Origin of the sequence: Pseudomonas sp. (genome assembly GCF_030147005.1) — a bacterium.
Classification (GTDB): domain Bacteria; phylum Pseudomonadota; class Gammaproteobacteria; order Pseudomonadales; family Pseudomonadaceae; genus Aquipseudomonas.
In genome coordinates, this window is sequence record NZ_JASLAW010000169.1 from 32,918 (window position 1) to 55,387 (window position 22,470).

A 22,470-nucleotide genomic window follows, 5' to 3' on the forward strand; every position below is an offset into this window, starting at 1 on the left:
CTTAGTTCACCCAAACGCGGGCGTTGCGGAACATGCGCATCCAGGCGCCGTCTTCGTTCCACTCTTCCGGGCGCCACGAGTTCTGCACGGCGCGGAAAACGCGTTCCGGGTGCGGCATCATGATGGTCACGCGACCGTCGCGGCTGGTAAGGCCGGTGATTCCGCGCGGCGAGCCGTTCGGGTTGGCCGGGTAGCCCTCGGTGACCTTGCCGTGGTTGTCGACGAAACGCAGCGCCACGGTGCCGGACAGGTCAGCTTCGAGCAGTGCCTCTTCGCTGGCGAACTCGGCGTGGCCTTCACCGTGGGCGATGGCGATCGGCATGCGCGAACCGGCCATGCCCTGCAGGAAGATCGAGTTGGATTCCTGCACCTGCACCATGGCGACACGGGCTTCGAACTGCTCGGAACGGTTACGCACAAAGTGCGGCCAGAACTCGCTGCCGGGAATCAGTTCGCTGAGGTTGGACATCATCTGGCAACCGTTGCAAACACCCAGGGTAAAGCTGTCGTTGCGTTCGAAGAAGCCCTGGAACGCATCGCGGGCACGGCTGTTGAACAGAGCCGACTTGGCCCAGCCTTCACCGGCACCCAGCACGTCGCCGTAGGAGAAACCACCGCAGGCCACCAGGCCTTTGAACTCGTTGAGGTCAACGCGACCGGCGAGAATGTCGCTCATGTGCACGTCGATCGCATTGAACCCGGCGCGGTCGAACGCGGCGGCCATTTCCACCTGGCCGTTGACGCCCTGCTCACGCAGTACGGCGACCTGTGGGCGAATGCCTTTTTTGATGTAAGGCGCAGCGATGTCCTGGTTGACGTCGAAGCTGAGCATGGTGCTCAGGCCCGGGTTGTCTTCTTCCAGGATCGCGTCGAACTCCTGCTCGGCGCAGTCGACGTTGTCGCGCAGACGCTGGATCTGGTAGCTGGTTTCGGACCACTGGCGTTGCAGCAGACGGCGCTGGCCGGCAAACACGGTGTCGCCGTTGAAGGAGATATTGACTTCACCGTTGTTGATTGGCTGGCCGATCACCGCCACGCAGTCGTCCAGGCCGGCGGCGCTGAATTGGGCGAGCACGTCCGGTGTAGCGTCCTGGCGCACCTGGATCACGGCGCCCAACTCTTCGTTGAACAGGATGCCGTTGATCTCGGCGGCGTCCTCGGCAACGCTGTCGAGCACGATGTTCAGGCCGCAGTGACCGGCAAACGCCATCTCGACAACGCTGGTCAGCAGGCCGCCGTCGGAACGGTCGTGGTAAGCCAGCAGGTGGCCGTCGGCGTTGAGGCCCTGGATCACGGCGAAGAAGGCTTTGAGGTCCTCAGCGTCGTCGACGTCCGGCGCGTGTTTGCCAAGTTTGCCGTGGGTTTGCGCCAGGATCGAGGCGCCCATGCGGTTCTGGCCACGGCCCAGGTCGATCAGGATCAGGTCGGTGGTGCCCTTGTCCATGCGCAGCTGCGGGGTCAGGGTCTGGCGGATGTCGGTGACCGGCGCGAAACCGGTAACGATCAGCGACAGCGGCGAGGTGACGCTCTTGTCGGCGCCGTCTTCGTTCCAACGGGTGGCCATGGACATGGAGTCCTTGCCCACTGGAATAGTGATACCCAGCTCCGGGCACAGCTCCATGCCGACAGCCTTGACGGTGTCGTAGAGGCGCGCGTCTTCACCGGGGTGGCCGGCAGCGGACATCCAGTTGGCCGACAGTTTGATGTCGGACAGCTTGCCGATGCGCGAGGCCGCGATGTTGGTGAGGGTTTCGCCAATGGCCATGCGGCCCGACGCCGGAGCGTCCAGCAAGGCCAGCGGCGTGCGCTCGCCCATGGCCATGGCTTCACCGGTGTAAACATCGAAGCTGGTGGCGGTGACGGCAACGTCGGCCACCGGAACCTGCCAGGGGCCAACCATTTGGTCACGTGCCACGAGGCCGGTGATGGTGCGGTCGCCGATGGTGATCAAAAAGCTTTTGCTCGCCACAGCCGGGTGGTGCAGCACACGCTCGATGCTGTCAGCCAGCTCCAGGGTGCTTGGGTCGAAATCATCGCCCAGCTCGGCCTCACGTACCGCCGAACGGTGCATGCGCGGGGCTTTGCCCAGCAGCACTTCGAGCGGCATGTCGACTGGGCTGTTGCCGAAGTGGCTGTCGGTAACCGTCAGCTGCGGCTCGGCAGTGGCTTCGCCGACCACGGCAAACGGGCAACGCTCACGTTCGCAGATGGCCTGGAAGCGCGCAAAGTCTTCAGGGCCCACAGCCAGCACGTAACGTTCCTGGGATTCGTTGCTCCAGATTTCGTGCGGGGCCATGCCCGGCTCGTCGTTTGGAATGTTGCGCAGTTCGAAACGGCCACCGCGCTCGCCATCGTTGACCAGTTCCGGGAAGGCATTGGACAAACCGCCGGCGCCGACGTCGTGGATAAAGCTGATCGGGTTCTTGTCACCCAGTTGCCAGCAACGGTCGATGACTTCCTGGCAGCGACGCTCCATCTCCGGGTTTTCGCGCTGTACCGAAGCGAAGTCCAGGTCGGCCGAGCTGGTGCCGGTGGCCATGGAGGACGCCGCGCCGCCGCCCAGGCCGATCAACATGGCCGGGCCGCCGAGGACGATCAGCTTGGAGCCGACCAGAATCTCGCCTTTCTTGACGTGTTCTTCACGGATGTTGCCCATGCCGCCGGCCAACATGATCGGTTTGTGGTAACCGCGCACTTCATCGCCACGCGGGGTGGTGATGGACTGTTCGAAAGTACGGAAGTAACCGGTGAGTGCCGGGCGCCCGAATTCGTTGTTGAACGCGGCGCCGCCGAGCGGGCCTTCGATCATGATGTCCAGCGCGGTAACGATGCGCTCGGGTTTGCCGTACGGCACTTCCCACGGTTGTTCGAAGCCCGGGATCTGCAGGTTGGACACGGTGAAACCGGTGAGGCCCGCCTTGGGCTTGGCGCCACGGCCGGTTGCACCTTCATCACGGATCTCGCCGCCCGAACCGGTGGCTGCGCCCGGGAACGGGGCAATCGCGGTCGGGTGGTTGTGGGTCTCGACCTTCATCAGGATGTGCACCGGTTCCTGCACCGCGCCGTACTGGCGGGTTTGCGGGTCCGGGAAGAAACGGCCGGCGACGGAGCCGACGATGACCGAGGCATTGTCCTTATAAGCCGACAGAACGCCTTCGCTGTGCATCACGTAGGTGTTCTTGATCATGCCGAACAGGCTTTTTTCCTGGCTTTGGCCGTCGATGTCCCAACTGGCGTTGAAGATTTTGTGACGGCAGTGCTCGGAGTTGGCCTGGGCGAACATCATCAGTTCGATGTCGTGCGGGTTACGCTTCAAGCCGTTGAAGGCGTTGACCAGATAGTCAATCTCGTCTTCGGCCAGAGCCAGGCCCAATTCGGTGTTGGCCTTCTCGAGGGCGGCGCGGCCACCGCCGAGCACGTCAATCGCGGTAAGCGGCTTGGGCTCGGCGTGGCTGAACAGGCCGGCAGCCTGTTCCAGCTGGCTGACGATGATTTGGGTCATGCGGTCGTGCAGGTTGCTGGCGATCAACTCGGCGTCGGCATCGCTGAACTGGCCGGCGACGTAGAACGCGATCCCACGTTCCAGGCGCTGGATTTTATCCAGGCCGCAGTTGCGGGCGATGTCGCTGGCCTTGCTCGACCACGGCGAGATGGTGCCGAACCGCGGCAGAACCAGGAACAAGCGGCCGGTCGGCTCTTGAACGGGAACGCTTGGGCCGTACTTCAGAAGGCGTGCGAGCACTTGCTGTTCGTCGGCGGTCAAGACGCCGGTTACGTCGGCGAAGTGAGCAAATTCAGCATACAGGCCTGTAACCGCTGGAACCTTCTGGCTCAGTTGTTCAAGGAGTTTGCTGTGGCGAAAGGCAGAAAGGGCAGGAGCGCCGCGCAGGATCAACATCTTCGGGACAGCCTCGGAAGGGGGTGTGCTTTGAGGCCGTGCATTCTAGCGTAAACCTTCGCCAACGGCACCCGAAACGCTACCGTTGGCCGCTGCCGAACGTCAGTTGGCACGGTTTGCGCGGTGTCGAGGGGCAATCCACGGCATCGGGCGCAGATATTTTAACCGTCACAATCACGCGCCAGGCCGCGTTTCTGCGGGATGCAGCACAGTTTTGCAGCGACTAGCAGACAAGTGTGCCGCTGTCGAGATATGGCGCCGTGGGCCGTTTGCGTATACTGCGCAGATGTTCTCCCCAACTGTTTTGCGCCCGCGATGCGCCAAATGGCTCATCGCCACCGGACTCTTCCTGATGCTCAGCGCCTGTGTTGATAAACCCAGCACGCTCGAGCGAATCAAGGAGGATGGCGTATTGCGGGTGGTTACCCGGAACAGCCCGGCCACGTATTTCCAGGACCGCAACGGTGAAACCGGTTTCGAATACGAGTTGGTCAAGCGTTTTGCCGATGACCTGGGGGTAAAGCTGGAAATCGAAACCGCCGACAACCTCGATGACTTGTTCGGCCAGTTGGGCAAACCCAACGGTCCGGTGCTCGCCGCCGCCGGCCTGGTCAGCAGCGATCAGCGCCGGCAGCAAGTGCGTTTTTCCCACCCGTATCTCGAAGTTACGCCGCAGATCATCTACCGCAACGGCCAATCGCGGCCAACCAATGCGGCGGATCTGGTCGGCAAGAAGATCATGGTGCTCAAGGGCAGCACCCACTCCGAGCAGTTGGCGGCGCTTAAAAAGCAGAACCCTGCCATCGAATATGAAGAATCCGACGCCGTTGAGGTGGTCGATCTGCTGCGCATGGTTGACGAAGGGCAAATTGACCTGACCCTGGTGGACTCCAACGAAGTCGCGATGAACCAGGTGTACTTCCCCAACGTGCGGGTAGCGTTCGACCTGGGCAATGCCAGCAACCAGAGCTGGGCGGTCGCCGCAGGCGAAGACAACAGTCTGCTCAACGAAATCAATAGCTACCTGGACAAGGTCGAGAAGAACGGCACCCTCCAGCGTCTGAAAGATCGCTATTACGGGCACGTCGATGTACTTGGGTACGTCGGCGCCTATACCTTCGCCCAGCATTTGCAACAGCGCCTGCCCAAGTACGAGAAGCACTTTCGCGCCTACGCCAAGGAAGAAAAGGTCGACTGGCGACTATTGGCAGCCATCGGCTATCAGGAATCGCTGTGGCAACCGGCGGTCACCTCCAAGACCGGCGTGCGCGGCTTGATGATGCTGACCCAGAACACCGCCCAGGCGATGGGCGTGTCCAACCGCCTGGACGCCAAGCAAAGCATCATGGGCGGCGCCAAGTACCTGGCCAAGATCAAGGACGAGCTGGACGACAAGATCGCCGAGCCCGACCGCACCTGGTTTGCCCTCGCCGCCTACAACGTCGGCACCGGCCACTTGGAGGACGCGCGCCTTCTGGCCAGGAAGGAAGGCCTGAACCCGAACAAGTGGCTGGACGTGAAGAAAATGCTGCCGCGCCTGTCGCAGAAGCAGTGGTACAGCAAGACGCGCTACGGTTATGCCAGGGGCGGCGAGCCGGTACATTTTGTGGCGAACATCCGGCGTTACTACGACATTCTGACCTGGGTGACCCAGCCGCAGCTGGAAGGTAACCAAGTGGTGGAAGGCAACCTGCATGTGCCGGGCGTGGACAAGACCAAGCCGCCGGAAAATAGCCCGCAGTTGTAAACCCGTTTATCCAAACACCACAAAATAAATGTGGGAGGGCCAAGCCCCTTCCACATTTTCATCTCTACCCGGCCTGGAGGCCTGTGAGCAGATGGACGACGCCACCCGCCAACACCATGACGCCCGGCACGCCCGCCGCTTTCAGCGCTGACTCATCCAACCGCCCCGCATCCTTCAGTTGCACCCGTACCCGCGTCAATGCCACGCGCTGTTGCGACGTGAGGTTCTCCTCCCCGCCCAATGCACTCAGCACATCGACCGGTAACAGGCTCTCCCCCGCCGGCGCGGCGACCGTCTCCGCAATCAAATCCGGCGTCAGGGCTTTCCAGAACGCGCGCTGCAATTTCTCGAACATGCTCAGAGCTCCACGACAGATGAGGTTTCAACGGTGGCGGCGTGGTACAGGCGCAAGGCCTCACGCACTTGGCCGGCTTCTTCCAGGCCCAGCACTTGGCGGGCGATGATCTGGCAGTCGGCCAGGTCCAGTTCACGTACGGTGGCCTTGATGCTCGGGATCAACGGTACGCTGACCGAGAGTTCATCCACCCCCAGCCCGATCAACACCGGTACCGCGAGGGGTTCGGAGGCCAGCGCACCGCATACGCCCACCCACTTGCCGTGGGCATGGGCGGCCTTGACCGTGGTGGCGATCAGGCGCAGTACCGCCGGGTGAAAACTGTCGGCCTGGCTGGCCAGCCGGGGGTGATCGCGATCCATGGCCAGGGTGTATTGGGTCAGGTCATTGGTGCCGATGGAAAAGAAATCCACATGGGGCGCGAACACATCCGCCATCAACGCTGCGGACGGCACTTCAATCATGATGCCCAGCTTGGGCAACTCGCTGAGCCCGAGCGCCTGCGCCTCCTCTTCAAGCACCTTGCGCGCCAGATGCAGTTCCGAAAGCAAGCTGACCATCGGCAACATGATGTGCAGCCGCGCCAGCCCGGCACTGGCAAGGATCGCGCGCAACTGTTCGCGCAACAGTTCCGGCCGCTCCAGGCACAGGCGAATACCGCGCAAGCCCAAGAATGGGTTGGTCTCGGCGTCCATCGGTACATAGGCCAGCGGTTTGTCGCCGCCGACATCCAGGGTACGCACCACCAGATTGCGCTCGGTGCCCAGGGCACGGGCAATGGCGCGATAAGTGCTGGCCTGCTCGGCGGGGCTCGGAGCGCGGTTGCGATCCAAATAGAGGAATTCCGAACGCAACAGGCCGACGCCTTCGCCACCCAGGGTCAGGGATTGCTCCACTTCCTGCAACGAGGCGACGTTGGCCGTGACCTCGACGTGATGACCGTCGCGGGTGACGGCGGGCTGGGCGGCGTCGGCCACTTCGCGCTGACGTCGCAGCCCTTGCTGCTCACGGGCAGCCTGCGAATGCTTAATGTCGACCGGGTCCGGCTCCAGGTGCAGTTCTCCCCTGTCGGCATCGAGCAGCACGTGTTTGCCATCGGCCAATGCCATTACTTCAGCAGGCGCACCACACAGGGCCGGCAAGCCCAGCGCGCGAGCAAGGATGGCGACGTGACTGGTGGCCCCACCGCCGACCGTGACAAACCCCAGCACCTTGCTGGTATCGAGGCTCGCAGTTTGCGAGGGGGTCAGTTGCTCGGCGATCAGGATCGCCCGCTCCGGCAGAACCCAGGCGCGATCCTCAACACCGAGAATCAGCTTAAGCACGCGCTGGCCGACATCGGCCAGGTCTGCCGCACGCTCGGCGAGCAACGTGGTGCCCAGGCCCTGGAACAATTTAGCGGTGGCAGCGGTGGCGCTGTTCCAGGCAAATGCCGCGCTCTTGCCTTTGGCCAGCAACAGGTGGGCCTGCTCGAGCAATGTCGGGTCTTCAAGCAACTCCTGATGGGCGCGGAAGATATCAGCCTGGGCACTGCCGACGGCGCTCGATTGCAAGTCTCGCAACGCCTCGTTGGCCGCCAGCAGGCCACGCGTCAGTGCATCACGCTCGGCAGCTCCGCCCATGCCGGTTTCAGGGATGATCAGCGCAGGCTCGGCCACTTGGACCACCTGGCCGAACGCCGTGCCCGGTGACGCACACACGCCGCGCAGCAGCGTAGCCGACGACACCGGCGCGACGGGCTCAAGCCGCTCAGCCGCTGCCACCACCGCTTCGCCACAGCCCTCGGCCAACAACGCCGCCAGTGCCCGGATCGCGGCCTCGGCGTCTTCACCCGCCGCACTCACCTGCAAGCTATCGCCCTGCACGGTTTGCAGCGCCATGATCGCCACCAACGACTTGGCATTGGCGCTCTCGGTTTGCTTGTGCAGGTAAATGCTTGAACTGAAGCCTTTCGCCGCCTGGGCGAACACCGCAGCAGGGCGAGCGTGCAAGCCATGGGCATTGAGCAAGGTCACCGGTTTGGAGAACAGCGCCGAGCCTTGCTGCTCATCGGATTCTGTTGCCGTCTCGCCGGGCGATAGTCGCAACACTGGCCGACCTTCTTCAATCATCCCGCGTTGCGCCGCCAGCACCACAAACGGCTCGCCACTGACCACCAGCATCAAGGTCAGCAGACTGCGCGCATTGAGCGCCACATAGTCGGCGTCGAACTCGATCAACGGTTGCCCGGCCGTCACGCGCTGGCCTTCTTCGACCAGACGGGTGAAGCCCTTGCCTGCCAGGGTCACGGTGTCCAGGCCGATATGCATCAGCACCTGCACGCCGTTGTCGTCGGTGACGCTGACGGCATGGCCGGAGTCCTGAATATTGCTGATCACCCCGGCCAGCGGCGCGCAAAGGGTTTGCGAAGTGGGATCGATACACACGCCATCACCGATCATGCGGCTGGAAAATACCGGGTCTGGAACCTGGTCCAACGCCAGCAGCATCCCGGACAGGGGCGCCAGCAATTCCAGGGGTTGAGAGGGGTTCATGGCTTCACCTGTTGTGTTGTTCTTTAAAAGTCGTGGGTGGATGCAAATGTGCGGGGTGACGAAGATCAAACATGTGAGAGCGGGCTTGCTCGCGAACGCGCTGCATCAGACGACACTTGTGCTGACGGCACACCGCATTCACGAGCAAGCCCGCTTCCACATACCCAAGGGCTATTTCCACCAGTATTCGACCTGCACACCCATATTCGACCCATGCCGCGCCGTGCCGTAGGCACCGGTGTCGGACAACGCCGAACCTGCCGCCAGCTCATTGGCTGCGCGCTTGGCTGCCTGGTTCCAGCTGGCATAGGTGTAGTACAAGCGCACTTCCGGCCGCGCCCAGAATTCCGGGCCCTTGGGCGACCAGGTCGGGGCGAAGGTAAATTTGCTCAGCTTGCGTGTACCCCCGGTGGCCTCGACCTGATCGTGCCCCAGCTCGGTGACCAGCTTGAATTGCTCGCTGATGGCATACGCTGGGCGCACGCCGAGCGATAGCCAGTTCTGGTCCTGACGCCCCGGACGCACATCCTTCTGGTACACCGCCTGAACCTGCCCACCAAAACGCGGGGTGACCTGCCAGTCGAAAAATTCCACGGCACGGTAGCTTTTGCTGCTCTTGTCCAACCGGGTATTGCCGGTGTAACCCAGGCCGGTGCCGGGGCCTTCGCCGTACTGGAGGGCGAACTTGTTCTTGCCGCCCAGGAAGGAGGTTTGCACGTGCTGCGCGGTCAGCGCCCAACCGCTGTTGGTGTCACGCCCGCCAGCCTTTTGGATGTAGCTCAAGCCAAGCTCCAGCTCGCCGCCAGGGTTGGTGTTGAAACCGGCCACATTGAAGTCGTGACGGGTGGCGTATTCCTTCTGGTACAGGTTGTCTTTGCGTGACAGTGCGTAGCTGTATTTCAAGCCGCCGATCAACACGTCCTCGATACCCCCGCCGGTGGCGCTCTGGTTCCAGTAGTAGAAGTCGGAGATATGGATGTCGTTACGTTTGTAGTAACGCCGCCCGGCCCACAGCGAACCGCCATTGAGGCTGGGCAGGTTGGACCATTGCGCGTACATCTGCGGCATACGCGCAGAGCCGTTGTTCTCGCCCTGGAACTTCAGGGCGCGGTCGTACTGGTTATAGAGGGACGCCATGGCATCGACGCTGAGCACCGAGCCATCGTCGAACGTCAGCAGGTCCTGGCGCAATTCAAGTTCGCCGTACTGCTCGCATTCGTTGCCCAGGCGGTATTTGGTTTGCGCGCCTGGCAACTGGAAACACTGTTGCTTGCCACTGCCGGTAGAAGTCCCGGCGCCGCTGCGCAGGTAACCGGCAAACTCCAAGGCTTGAGCACCAAAGGGCAGGCTAAGACACGATGCAACGAGGCCCAGCTTTATTGTTGTTTTCATAAAGCACTCCGATATTTTTATTATGTTTTTGTAAAGCGCCCCCGCACTCCTATGCGGGGGTTACAACGGGTCTCAGTCCTTGAGGTGCAGCACAAACGATTCATAAGGGCGCAGCGCTACCGCGCTCGTACGCACCGGGCAGTCGGGGTAGTTGCTGATCAGCAGGCGTTGCTCGCTCGCCGCGTTGATGACGTGCTCGGGCAACTGGATTTCACACGGCGTGCCGTAGAAGTTGTTGAGCACCAGCAATCGTTCGCCACGGCCTTCGCGCAGGTACGCCCAGACCTGGGGATGGTCTTGCAGCAACTGGCGATAAACGCCTTCCTGGATCAGGGGTTCAAGGCGACGCAAGGCGATCAACGCGCGGTAGTGATGCAGCACCGAATCGGGATCATCCAGTTGGCGCTCGACATTGATCTGCGCCGCGTTGGCGGGGATGCCAATCCACGGCTCGCCGCTGCTGAAGCCGGCATTGGCCTGGTTGTTCCACTGCATCGGTGTACGGCCGTTGTCACGGGATTTCTGCATGATCGCCGCCATGCTGGACGTCTCGGACTCACCGGCATCGCGCTTGAGACGGAAGATATTCAAGGTCTCCACGTCACGGTATTGGTCGATCCTGTTGAAACCCGGATTGGTCATGCCCAGCTCTTCGCCCTGGTACACATAGGGAGTGCCCTGGAGGAAGTGCAATGCGGTGGCGAGCATCTTGGCCGAGACCACGCGGTATTCGCCGTCATCCCCAAACCGCGAGACCACCCGGGGCTGGTCGTGGTTACACCAGAACAGCGCGTTCCAACCGCCGCCGGCCTGCATGCCCGACTGCCAGTCGGAGAAAATCTGCTTGAGTTGCAGGAAATCGAACTCGGCCTTCACCCACTTCTGCAGGTTCGGGTAATCGACTTTCAGGTGATGAAAATTGAAGGTCATCGACAGTTCTTTCGACGCCGGATTCGAGTAGCGGATGCAGTGTTCCAGGCTGGTGGAGGACATTTCGCCGACATTGATCAGGTCATGGCCCTCGAAGACTTCGCAGTGCATTTCCTGCAGGTATTCGTGCACGTTCGGGCCGTCGGTGTAGAAGCGCCGGCCATCGGTATTGTCGTCGGGGAAATCTGCGGGCTTGGAGATCAGGTTGATCACGTCCAGGCGGAAGCCGCCCACGCCCTTGTCACGCCAGAAGCGCATCATCTTGAATACTTCGGCGCGCACCTTGGGGTTATCCCAGTTGAGGTCGGCCTGGGTGTGGTCGAACAGGTGCAGGTAGTACTGGCCGGTTTGCGCCTCGTACTCCCAGGCCGAGCCGCCGAACTTGGATTCCCAGTTGTTCGGCTGGTCGCGCCAGATATAGAAATCGCGGTAGGGGTTGTCGAGGCTGCTGCGCGCCTGCTGAAACCACTCATGCTCGACAGAGGTGTGGTTGACCACGATGTCGAGCATCAACTTGATACCGCGCTTGGCCGCTTCGCTGATCAGCAGGTCGCAATCGGCCATGGTCCCGTAGCTGGGATCGATGGCGTAGTAGTCGCTGATGTCATAGCCGTTGTCGCGTTGCGGTGAGCGCAGGAACGGGGTGATCCACAGGCAATCGATACCCAACCATTGCAGATAGTCGAGCTTGTCCACGATGCCCAGCAGGTCACCGGTGGCATTGCCTGCGTGGCAGTGGAAGCTTTTGGGATAGATCTGGTAGATCACCGAGCGTTGCCAGGTTTGCATGGTGGGTTCCTTCAGTTAATTCTGGGTCGACCTTCAGGGCCTCTACGCGAGCGAGCCCGCTCCCACAGGTTGCAATGCATTTCAAAGGTGGAAGCGGGCTTGCTCGCGAAAGCATTAGCTCAGGCAACCCGATATCCAGGCCGCACGATTTTCATGCTCAACACACAGGTCACAACGAAGGGCACGACAATCGCGATGACCATCCCGATCACAAAACTGGGGATGAACTGCGGGATGATCGAGATAAAACCGGGCAACCCACCGACACCTATGGCCGAGGCCTGCACCTTGCTCAGCGACAGGAAAATGCTGCCCAGGGCCGACCCCAGCAACGCGGCGTAGAAAGGGAATTTGAAGCGCAGGTTCACGCCGAACATCGCCGGCTCAGTGATACCGAAGTAGGCGGAAATCGCCGATGTCGAGGCCATGCTTTTATCCCGCGCATTGCGGGTCATGTAGAACACAGCCAGCGCGGCGCTGCCCTGGGCCAGGTTGGACATGACGATCATCGGCCAGATAAAGGTGCCACCCTGGGTCGAGATCAACTGCAGGTCCACGGCAAGGAACATGTGGTGCATGCCGGTGATGACCAGTGGCGCATAGAGCAGGCCAAAAATCGCGCCGCCGACCATCGGCGCCAGGTCGAACAACGTGACCACGCCCTCGGTAATCAGGATGCCGAGGTGCCGGGTAACCGGACCAATGATGGCCAACGCCAGGACGCCGGTGACGACGATGGTGGTGATAGGCACCACGAGTAGCTGGATTGCGTTGGGCACCCGTGCCCGCAGCCACTTCTCGATCACGCTCATGACGTAGGCCGCCATCAGGATCGGCAGGATCTGGCCCTGATAGCCCACTTTCTCGATCTGGAACCAGCCGAGAATATCGAAGTACGGCAGGCTCTGGCCGTCGAGCCCGGCGACCGCCTTGCCATAGTTCCAGGCGTTGAGCAGATCCGGATGAACCAGCATCAGGCCCAGCACGATGCCGAGGATCTCACTGCCGCCAAACCGTTTGGCCGCCGACCAACCCACCAGCGCCGGCAGGAACACGAATGAGGTATTGGCCATCAGGTTGATCAGGCTCCACAGGCCATCCAGGTTCGGATACGCCTCCAGCAACGTCTGGCCCTCGATGAACATGCCCTTGGCGCCCATCAGGTTGTTGATGCCCATGAGCAGGCCGGCAATGATCAGCGCCGGCAGGATGGGCATGAACACGTCGGAGAACACCCGCACCAGACGTTGCATGGGGTTGGTCTTGTCGGCGCCCTTGCGCTTCACATCGGCAATCGTCGATGCCGCAAGGCCCGTGACTTCGCGCAAGGCGGCGTAGACCTTCTCCACCTCTCCGGGGCCGATCACTACCTGGAACAAACCGCCGGTAAAGAACGACCCCTTGACCAGATCGACCTGATTCAACGCGCTGCCGTTGACCCGGCTCGGGTCCTTGAGCGCCAAGCGCAGACGGGTAACGCAGTGGGCAGCTTGCTCAAGGTTGTCGCTGCCCCCGAGGTTCTCGAGAATCTCGCGGGCAATCATCGAATAGTCGTGGCTCATGCTCGTTTTCCACTTTGATTGTTTTTATGGGTGGCAGTCATCGACAGCACGCCGAGAAGGCAAACGTACTCGTCTGTACGAGTGAAATCAACAGCTCGTATAGACGAGTTACATTTGTTTACCTTTTGGAAGTTGTCCGTCAGACATTTCCACCCACGCACCGGTAGCGCATGGACAAACCCCACCTCTGCCACTATGGTTCCTGCCTTGAAAGCGCCGTTCACCTTCATAAAGCCGGGCATAGAGCCATCCCATGAGCAAATACAACCAGATCTATACCGATCTGCTTGCCAGCATCACCACCGAACGCCTGCAGCGCGGCACGCGCCTTCCCTCCGAAACCGAACTGATGGACAGCTACCAGGCCAGCCGTGGCACCGTGCGCCGGGCCATCGAGCAGTTGCAGGAACGCGGCTTCGCACAAAAGATCCACGGCAAGGGCACCTTTGTGTTGTCGCCGAACCCGATTGAGTTTCAATTGGGTGGCATCGTGAGCTTCCATGAAACCCACGCCGACCTGGGCGATGACATACACACCGAAGTGGTCGAGTTCACCCAATTGCCGTTGGAAGGGTCATTGCTGCAGCACATCGAGGCCGAACCCGGCACGCAGATCACCCGTATCAAACGGGTACGGCGCATCGGCGGCAAACGGGTGATCCTCGACATCAACCACTTCGTCGCCGACCTGATCCCCGGGCTGGACCGCTCGATTGCCGAACAGTCGATTTACGCGTTTATCGAGCAGACGTTGCAGCTGCAGATCAGCTATGCACAACGCACCATCGAAGCCCGCCCGCGCAGCAAGGACGACCAGGCGCATCTGGACCTTGACGGCCAAAGCCATGTGATCGTGGTGAGTAATCAGACGTTTTTGCAGGACGGGCGGCAGTTCGAGTACACCGAGTCGCGGCATACGTTGGATAAGTTTTATTTTTCGGATATTGCCCGGCGGTAAGCCGGACACAACCCTGGGATTGCACACAAGTGACGCGAACAATTCCCCCATGCGTTCATTGAACAGCAGGCCATCGGCGGATCACACGCCGACCTGAATAGGGCATGTTCGAACGTCGCGAGGCTTTGCATTGGGACGCGTAGAGTATCCCGGTGGTCAAATCGCTTACTGACAGCCACCGCCCCCACTGGGCAGGCCGACATAACAGCGGTCAGAAGCTCGACGCACTGAAGCCAAAAACACAAAAAAATCAAAGAGTTAAAAAAAATAGAAAAATAATATGAATTTTTCTTGAAATATCGACGTTCTTGATCTTAGATTTGTATCAGGATATGTAGGAGACAAGTGATGGATCACTTAGAGTCAACCAATAAAAAAATCACGCAACGCAGTCTAGTGCCCACCACGCTGTACGGGTATCTGGCAAGACTGTTGCGCATAAAGGGTTGGGGCGCATTTCTTAATCTTCATCCAACCCAGTCGGCAAAGTTCCGACCCGCGGCAGTGGCTGAACTGATCTCGGCCCATCGCATCACGCTTATTGATGACGGCCGAAAAAGCTGCGCGAAAAACTCATCAAGTTTTTGCCCAGCACTTCAACCCAGCCATTATCGGCATTGTCTGCTGGAATAAGCTTCTACCGTGGGCACATCCGAAGTTAATGTGCTCGCTGCAGCAGGCTATTACCGCAGTTCAACACTACCGTTATGAAAGAACAGCCACTCCCAATGACACACTATTAGGGGGCGCAAACTTTCGTTTTTAATACGCTGGATAATCATCCTGCCACGCATTAAGTAATGTCATTATTTTCAAGGGAATAATTAAACGCCAGAAAACCAGTCCGTGTCCTCAGCCTAAAGGTAAATGATTACTCTGCTGTAGCAGGCATCCTTGATTATGACAGATGTAGTCAATGCGTCTTATGCTTGCTTTGTTTGTACTAGGTAACACTCCTATGAAGCATCATTGATTCATCAACGCATCAATACTCATTGAGGTAGCGCCATGAGAAAGACATCAGCTTTGAAAAACATACTCCAGAAGAAAGAACTCTCTTTCCTGATGGAGGCCCATAATGCCATGAGCGCAAAAATAGCTGAAGAAAGCGGCTTTGAGGCACTGTGGGCTTCCGGATTGTCTATTTCCGCCTCTATGGGACTTAGCGACAGAAATGAAGCGTCCTGGACTCAGGTTATGGACGTTGTGGATTTCATGGTCGATAACACCGCTGTGCCTATTTTATTGGATGGGGATACTGGGTTTGGCAACTTCAATAATGTTCGCCGTTTGGTCAAGAAGTTGTCGCAACGTGGCGTCGCCGGGGTGTGCCTGGAAGATAAATTATTTCCCAAAATAAATTCTTTTATTGGCGCAGGGCAGGACCTGGCTTCAATCAGTGAGTTTTCGGGAAAAATAAAAGCGGCGAAGGACAGCCAGGTAGACAGTGATTTTTGCGTGGTTGCCCGCGTGGAAGCACTTATCAGTGGCTGCCCCATGGAAGAAGCGTTGAAACGTGCTGACGCTTACGCAAGTGCGGGTGCCGATGCAGTATTAATCCACTCTAAAAAGTCAGACGGCGCTGAAATCATGGAATTTTGCCGCCAGTGGAAAAACGATTGCCCGATAGTCATCGTGCCGACGAAATACTACAACACCGCCACCGATGCCTTCCGTGAGGCCGGTATATCCACGGTTATATGGGCTAATCATAGCCTGCGTGCTTCCATCGCCGCGATACGTGCCGTCACCCAGAATATCAGGCAACATAACAGCGTTGCACAGATTGAGCGCGACATTGCCTCCCTGGACGATATTTTCAAACTCACCAATGAATATGAAGTGCAACTGGCCGAACAAAAATACTTAAGCCTGTAGTGCGACAGCGCCAGCGTATCTATTCATTCGTAAGGTAACGGTTAGATGATTAATGTCCGCGATTTTGTTGATGAACTGATTGAGCAAGGCACGCATTATTTTACCGGGGTCCCCTGCTCTTATTTAACCCCCTTGATCAATGAAGTAATTGCTCGTGAGGAAACCCACTACGTATTGGCTTCCAACGAGGGGGAGGCGCTGTCTCTGGCCTCCGGGCTTTGGCTTGCCAATAAAACGGCCGTGGTCCTGTGTCAAAATTCAGGGTTGGGTAACCTGATAAACCCACTGACTTCGCTTAACGAGCCTTTCTCGATTCCGGTCTTGCTGTTGGTAACCTGGCGCGGTCAGCCCGGCACCAGCGATGAACCACAGCACCGGCTAATGGGTGAAATCACGCCTCAATTGCTGAGTCTTGCGGGGGTCGAGTGGGCGCTGCTTCCCGACGACGAAACCGAAGCGTTAGCCAGCCTTCAGCATGCCTGCAACTATATTCGTTCGGAGCAACGCCCTTATGCACTGGTGCTGACAGGCAATCAATTTTGCGCCGCGCAGCCTCAAATGCCTGCACCGCAATCGGTGTTTGCAAGCCGCGAAGAAGCGCTGGCGACGCTGCTGGCTCACGCTGACCCCGCCGGGGTGATCATCGCTACAACGGGTAAAACCGGCCGGGAACTGTTTACGTTGTCTGACCGCCCCGAGCATTTTTATTGCGTCGGTTCGATGGGCTATGCCAGCGCAATCGCTCACGGTATTGCTTTGGGCTGCGCTGGGCTGCCGGTCTACGTGGTCGACGGGGACGGCGCCGCACTGATGCATCTGGGAAATTTCGCCGGTATTGGGGCCAGCAAGCCTGACAACCTGATCCATATTATTTTGGATAACGGGAGCTATGACTCAACGGGAGCCCAACCCACCGCGTCTCCCGGCGTGGATTTTGTCGCCATTGCCTACGCCGCGGGTTATGCCCATGCCCAGCATTGCAACGATGCGGACAGCTTCGCCAAAGCGCTGTGCCAAACGGATCTAGCTGGCCCCCGGCTGTTGCACGTTCCGATCCGCATCGGTTCGATGGCGCAATTGGGCCGTCCGACGCTTTCGCCGTATGACGTCGCGCGCCGCCTGCGAACCCATCTCGGGACGATAGCGTCCGCTTCACCGCTGGATAACGTCATGACAACTCGCCCGCAACTTGCCGTCGGGCGCACTTCTCACTCACTGCCTGCAACCGAGAACAGACTCATGAACATTCATGAAACGACCCAACCGAACGCCCTCAATGCTGTTCTGACGGACATGGATATTTATGCTTCAAAAGCCATTTCGCTCAAAGCAAAGGCCGACCCCTCCATTGCAAATCTGAGTTTTGGCGAGCCGGTTTTCGGCCCGCCGGAACATCTGTTGCAGGCGATAGAAGAGCAGGATTTGTCATTATCGGCGTTTATGGACGGTTCGAAACGCTACGAAGACCCCAGAGGGAGCCTGGCGCTGCGTCAAGCGATTGCCGCCTGGTATCGCGACCGCTACGACCTGAATTTCGATCCCGAGCGTGAAATCATGGTGACGCATGGTGGCGTGGAAGCCATCACGCTGGCTCTGCTTGTGACAACGTCCGCACACGATAAAGTCGCCATCAGCGATCCCTCTTATATGCTCTATGCGCGCACGTTGAAGACGCTTGAGCGCACTCCGCTCCGAATCGCGCGCCCTGCCGGCAACCATGAATATGCGCAAATGCTGGCTCAGGACGGCGCGCTGGAAGGGGTCAAGGCGATGATTGTCAACTCCCCGGAAAACCCGACCGGCTATGTGGCCAGCCCAGAGGATTGGGTGGTAATTGGCGAACGCGCTGCACGCAGCGGTTGCTGGATCATCCATGACGAAGTGTACGACGCCATGCACTTTAAACGCTCACATCAACCGGCGCGGGCCATCGAATCGCTTGCTGACAACTCCATTATTATCAACAGCTTCTCAAAAAAATTCGGCCTGCCTGGCCTGCGCATCGGCTGGATGATAGCCCCGCCGCAGGTGATCGAACAGGCCGCCAAAGCGCATGACTACCTCTACCTGGGCGTCAACATCCAGTACGAGCGCATCGCACACCGTTTGCTTAGCGATGAGCGCAAATTTGACTGGCTGGAGAACATGTCCTCGACCATCGCCCAGCGCTGCGACACTGCGCTGAATACGCTGACGGAAGAACGTGGATACCGCTGGCCTCGTAAGCCGCTCGGTGCGATGTTCCTTTTTCCGGAAGTGAGCGGCGTTTACCAACAGATGCCTGAGAAATACCGGCAACCGGGCCAGCCTGTCGGTGACGCTGTGGCCAATTACCTTCTTGAAGAGCGTGGCGTTGCCGTTGTTCCCGGCTCTGTTTATGGCCCTCAAGGCAATAGCCATATCCGGCTGGTGCTCTGCATGCCGGACGACGTTTTCAACCTTGCGATGGAACGCATGGTGTAAACCGCCGCGCGCGGTGACCACCAACGCAGAAGGAGGCTGTGATGGACACTTCACGTACTCAGTTTCAACAGCAGGGCTTTGCCCATCTGGACAAAACGCGGGCCAATCTCGATCTGAGCCGTATTGAGTCCGCATTGGCCGAGATCAGCCAACGTGCGCTATCGCACAGAGCCGACAACGTGCCAGGCCTGGTGGTGGTCACCGAAGCCAGCAACGCCGAACAACTCTGCCGTCTCGAGTACCTTACGGGTAGCTCGCCTTATTACGCGCAAGAGCTGGTGCCCTCTCTAGCGCAATTGATAGAGCAGCATCTGGGCCACCCCGTGAACCTGTTCAAAGACAAATGCAACTTTAAACACCCTGGCGGTGGCGCATTCACGCCTCACCAGGACATTACGGCCTATCGTCATTTCGGCTCGAATTACCAAGTGACCGCCGCCGTGCTGCTCGATGCCGCCGTGAAAGAAAACGGGGCGCTGGAAGTTGCCACTCACTGGGACCTGGCGCCAGAAGGCGCGCAGTTGGTGGAAACTCCGCGGGGGCCCCTGCCCCAGTTGCCCAGCTACCAGGGAGGGACGCGCAATGGGGATATCGACGATCTCCTCTGCGCAGGCATGCGCTGGCAAAGAATCGATGCCGCGCCCGGCGACGTGATCCTGTTCGATTCCTATGTCCCCCACCGCTCCAGCGAAAACCGCTCGTCCTCGACCCGGCGCATTCTGTTCTTTACGTTCAATCTGGCTTGTGAGGGCGATTTTTATCATCACTACTACCGTACCAAATGGGCCACGCCGGACAATCCCATCTTTCACGTTTCCACTCCGACATTGCATAGCGCCCGGCAACCTGCGCCGGCCCAGTGCCCCAATCCGGTTGAAGGGTGACAACGATGCAATCAAAGGAATTTCGCTTATTCACGCCTGGCCCGCTGAATACCTCGGCAACGGTGCGCCAGGCCGCGGGCAAAGATCTAGGGTCGCGCAGCCCGATCGCCGTTCACTTGAGCGCGCAGTTGCGTGAGGACATAGTGGATATCGCAGAATGCGACGCGAACTGGAGCGCTGTGCCGCTATCGGGCAGTGGCACTTTTGCCGTCGAAGCGATGCTTTGTTCTCTGCTTGGAGACGATGACCATTTGCTGATCATCGAAAATGGCGTCTATAGCGCTCGTATGCTGGACATCTGCCGCATCCACGGTATTTCGCATTCAGTATTGAGGTTGCCGTCGGATCAGAGTTTTGACCTGGCGCAGGTAGAACTAGCCCTGAAACAAACGCCTTTGGTAACCCATATCGCCGCCGTGCATTTCGAAACCGCGTTAGGTGTGCTCAATGATATTGACGGCCTGACGCAACTGGCCGAGGGGTACGGTTGCCTGTTGCTGATTGACGCTGTCAGCACCTTTGGCGTACTACCGTTGGACTACAGCGCCCCCTCGCTTTGCGCCGTCGCGCTTTCGGCAAACAAGTGCCTGCACGGGCTGCCTGGCCTCGCCTTCGTGTTGGCACGCAAGGACGCGCTTGCAAGCCACGTCACCCCACGCACGCTCAGCCTGGATATCAAGGCGCATGCAAAAGCGCTGGATGACAATGGCCAATGGCGTTTCACGCCGCCGCTACAGATCATGCTTGCGCTCAAACAAGCTATTGACGAGTACCGTCAACAGGGCGGAAGGCATGCGCGTCACCATGCGTATTCCCAACGTATGGCGCACTTGCTCAGCGGTATGGCGCGTTTGGGTTTCAGCCCGATGATTGAACCGCAGTTCTGCGCGCCCTTGATTGTCACGCTGGCGCCCAACCCAGGAACGCAATGCGAAATTGACCAGCTGAACGACTTTTTATACCAGCGCGGATTGGTGATTTATCCCACCAAACACTGGGCGGTAAATTCATTCCGCATTGGGGTCATGGGAGAGCTCAGCCTCCAGGATATCGATGATTTGCTGGCGGCATTCGCTGAATTTACCGCCCAGGCCGCCGCCGCGCCCCTCCGAACATCCTTTCGCTAAGGCTTATGCAATGAGTTACGACCTGTCTTGCCATCAACAATTGGCACAACTCAACGCCCAGGCCTATGCCGATTTGTGGGCGGCGTGCGCGCAACCGGCCTTTTATCATCCCGCCCTGCTGACGGCTGCCGAACGTCACCCCCTGCTGCCGATTTTAGCCACTCATTACCTGGGAGCATGGCAAGGCGAGCGGCTTGACGCTTTGTTAGTGGTCTATCAGCAATCGCAACCTGATCCCTTTGGTACGTTGGCGAAAAGTACCGGCGTTCATTTTTGCGCACCCACCGGCGGACTATTGGGGCACATAGCGCATTGCTACGACACCCAAATCCTGCATCGGCCGGGTTCAGAAGATGCCGCGCAGTGCTTGATGACCGAACTCGTAGCGCTTGCCGGTCGACAGGGCATTCCAGGCTGCGGCCTGCTCAACCTAAGCGCCGGGCCATCATTGATCGCTGCGGAAATGGCGGGTTACCGCTGTAATTTCATGCATGAGCGCTTCTTTATCGATCTGATGCCGTTCGACCGGTTCGATGATTACCTGGCAGCTCTCCCACGCGACGGTCGACAAGAAATGAAGCGCCAGTTGCGCAAATTCGATAACGACCACGGTACTTACCGCGTGCTCTCAGGCCGAGATGCCGACCTTGCCGCGGCGGTCAAACTGTGCCACGCCACCAGTGCCCGAAACGGCACGCCTCACTATTATCCGATAGAAACGTTTATACATTTCCTGGAAACCTGCGGCGATCTGGTGACGGTGGTCCAGGTTGAATACGAAGGCCAATTGGTGGCTGCCATCATCTGCCTGAACGACCCGCAATGTCTGCATCTCTGGGCCGGCGGCGTCGACTATGGGCTTACCAGCTTCAGCCCTTACACGGTCATGATCGCGGCCAGCGTGCAATATGCGTTCGCGCAAGGTATCCGTCGGATTGAAGCGGGCCGGACCAATGCCCGGATCAAAACGCGTTTGGGTTGCCAATCCCAGCCGTTGTATTCGGCCCTGTACTCATCGGAGGTGGCTTGACATGCCGGTGTCCCCTGCCGTCCCGCCCCTTGAGAAACCCTCGACACAGTTGGCGCGCGGGCAATTATTGACCTTGCTCTATATCGCCCTCACCTCGGCCTCACAGGTGTTTTTAAGCCATGTCGGCGGCGGTATACCGATCCAGATCAGCCTCTTCTATATGGCTCTGGCGGCATGCGTGGTGTTTAACCTGTGGGAGTTCCGTCGCCTGCGGCGCAACCACAGCGCGCTGCTCCGCCATTGGCGTATGTGGCTCACGCTTTCCGTCACCTTTGTACTGAACTGGATATTTTCCTACTACAGCGTGACCCACGCCTCAGCGGATTTTTTCATCGGCGTATTTTTCCTTTCCTCGGCACTGTGCAGTTGCTTACGAGAAAAACGCTGGCTGAAGTCGCTGTTTATCCTGATGGCGATCCTGTGTATTCATGCGCTGTCTGCCTTCTCGCTAAAGGTGCTGTACACCTCGATGCTGGCGGGAGCCATGATGTATTTTTATTACGTCAGCTCGTTGCGTTTCAGTCTGCAGAGCGGGCTTGGCCCCGTCTCGGTCGTTTCTTTGCGCTGTTATATGTTGCTGGCCTGCAGCGCCGCCTATCTGTTCGCCCATAACGAGTTCGGCGCGTTATGGGTAGCCCCGGAAACCCTGCGCAACCTGCTTATCCTCATCGTGGCCAATATGGTTTTGCCTTCTTTTTTGTCGCAAACCTGCCTGCAATGGGTCGGCGTCACCGTGTTTACCTTTATGAATTCGTTGATACCGATGCTGGCCTTCGTGATGCAGTCCGTGGTCAGCGGGCAATGGCATATCGGCATGCTTGTGGCTGTGACCCTGACAACGCTGATGCTGAATTACGATCGTTTGATGCTGCTGGCGCGCGATCTCATCGCATTAAATCCTCGCTCAATGAACCAGAAATAAG

Annotated in this window: 15 protein-coding genes; 9 read left to right on the forward strand and 6 right to left on the reverse strand. The window is 59.0% G+C overall.

What is annotated here, in order from left to right; all coding sequences use genetic code 11:
- Nucleotide 1: 1 nt before the first annotated feature.
- Complete coding sequence (gene purL / locus Q1V60_RS15755) at nt 2–3,898, reverse strand: phosphoribosylformylglycinamidine synthase (protein ID WP_300632018.1); 3,897 nt, start codon at nt 3,896–3,898, stop codon at nt 2–4.
- A gap of 286 nt (nt 3,899–4,184) precedes the next feature.
- On the opposite strand from purL, the gene mltF reads away from it, so the two are divergent.
- On the forward strand, nt 4,185–5,645 hold the full coding sequence (gene mltF / locus Q1V60_RS15760) for a membrane-bound lytic murein transglycosylase MltF (RefSeq protein ID WP_300632021.1): 1,461 nt from the start codon (nt 4,185–4,187) through the stop codon (nt 5,643–5,645).
- A gap of 64 nt (nt 5,646–5,709) precedes the next feature.
- On the opposite strand, the gene Q1V60_RS15765 is transcribed toward mltF, so the two are convergent.
- The 5 genes from Q1V60_RS15765 to treP all read right to left on the reverse strand — a co-directional run bounded on the left by Q1V60_RS15765 (nt 5,710) and on the right by treP (nt 13,207).
- Entirely contained in the window at nt 5,710–6,000 is a 291-nt protein-coding gene (locus Q1V60_RS15765) for a PTS transporter subunit EIIB (protein ID WP_300632023.1), read from the reverse strand.
- Nucleotides 6,001–6,002: 2 nt separating this feature from the next.
- Nucleotides 6,003–8,534: a phosphoenolpyruvate--protein phosphotransferase gene (gene ptsP / locus Q1V60_RS15770; RefSeq protein ID WP_300632026.1), complete on the reverse strand. Its 2,532-nt coding sequence runs from the start codon at nt 8,532–8,534 to the stop codon at nt 6,003–6,005.
- A gap of 171 nt (nt 8,535–8,705) precedes the next feature.
- Nucleotides 8,706–9,926: a carbohydrate porin gene (locus Q1V60_RS15775; protein ID WP_300632028.1), complete on the reverse strand. Its 1,221-nt coding sequence runs from the start codon at nt 9,924–9,926 to the stop codon at nt 8,706–8,708.
- 72 nt (nt 9,927–9,998) lie between these two features.
- The gene (gene treC, locus Q1V60_RS15780; protein WP_300632031.1) at nt 9,999–11,645 is read right to left on the reverse strand and encodes an alpha,alpha-phosphotrehalase; all 1,647 of its coding nucleotides are present in this window, start codon (nt 11,643–11,645) and stop codon (nt 9,999–10,001) included.
- A gap of 119 nt (nt 11,646–11,764) precedes the next feature.
- Entirely contained in the window at nt 11,765–13,207 is a 1,443-nt protein-coding gene (gene treP, locus Q1V60_RS15785) for a PTS system trehalose-specific EIIBC component (RefSeq protein ID WP_300632033.1), read from the reverse strand.
- A gap of 253 nt (nt 13,208–13,460) precedes the next feature.
- On the opposite strand from treP, the gene treR reads away from it, so the two are divergent.
- The 8 genes from treR (at nt 13,461) to Q1V60_RS15825 (ending at nt 22,469) form a co-directional block, all read left to right on the forward strand.
- Complete coding sequence (gene treR / locus Q1V60_RS15790; protein WP_300632037.1) at nt 13,461–14,165, forward strand: trehalose operon repressor; 705 nt, start codon at nt 13,461–13,463, stop codon at nt 14,163–14,165.
- Nucleotides 14,166–14,513: 348 nt separating this feature from the next.
- Nucleotides 14,514–14,798: a hypothetical protein gene (locus Q1V60_RS15795; protein WP_300632040.1), complete on the forward strand. Its 285-nt coding sequence runs from the start codon at nt 14,514–14,516 to the stop codon at nt 14,796–14,798.
- A gap of 375 nt (nt 14,799–15,173) precedes the next feature.
- Complete coding sequence (aepX, locus tag Q1V60_RS15800; RefSeq protein ID WP_300632043.1) at nt 15,174–16,043, forward strand: phosphoenolpyruvate mutase; 870 nt, start codon at nt 15,174–15,176, stop codon at nt 16,041–16,043.
- Between the two features lie 45 nt (nt 16,044–16,088).
- Nucleotides 16,089–18,506, forward strand: coding sequence for a phosphonopyruvate decarboxylase (gene aepY / locus Q1V60_RS15805; RefSeq protein WP_300632045.1), 2,418 nt, complete (start codon nt 16,089–16,091; stop codon nt 18,504–18,506).
- A gap of 41 nt (nt 18,507–18,547) precedes the next feature.
- Nucleotides 18,548–19,390, forward strand: coding sequence for a phytanoyl-CoA dioxygenase family protein (locus Q1V60_RS15810; protein WP_300632047.1), 843 nt, complete (start codon nt 18,548–18,550; stop codon nt 19,388–19,390).
- 5 nt (nt 19,391–19,395) lie between these two features.
- Complete coding sequence (locus Q1V60_RS15815) at nt 19,396–20,517, forward strand: 2-aminoethylphosphonate--pyruvate transaminase (protein WP_300632049.1); 1,122 nt, start codon at nt 19,396–19,398, stop codon at nt 20,515–20,517.
- A 10-nt stretch (nt 20,518–20,527) separates the two neighbouring features.
- Nucleotides 20,528–21,547 (forward strand): GNAT family N-acetyltransferase, encoded by a 1,020-nt coding sequence (locus Q1V60_RS15820; RefSeq protein WP_300632052.1) that lies wholly within the window; start codon nt 20,528–20,530, stop codon nt 21,545–21,547.
- 1 nt (nt 21,548) lies between these two features.
- Nucleotides 21,549–22,469: a hypothetical protein gene (locus tag Q1V60_RS15825; protein WP_300632055.1), complete on the forward strand. Its 921-nt coding sequence runs from the start codon at nt 21,549–21,551 to the stop codon at nt 22,467–22,469.
- Nucleotide 22,470 lies beyond the last annotated feature (1 nt).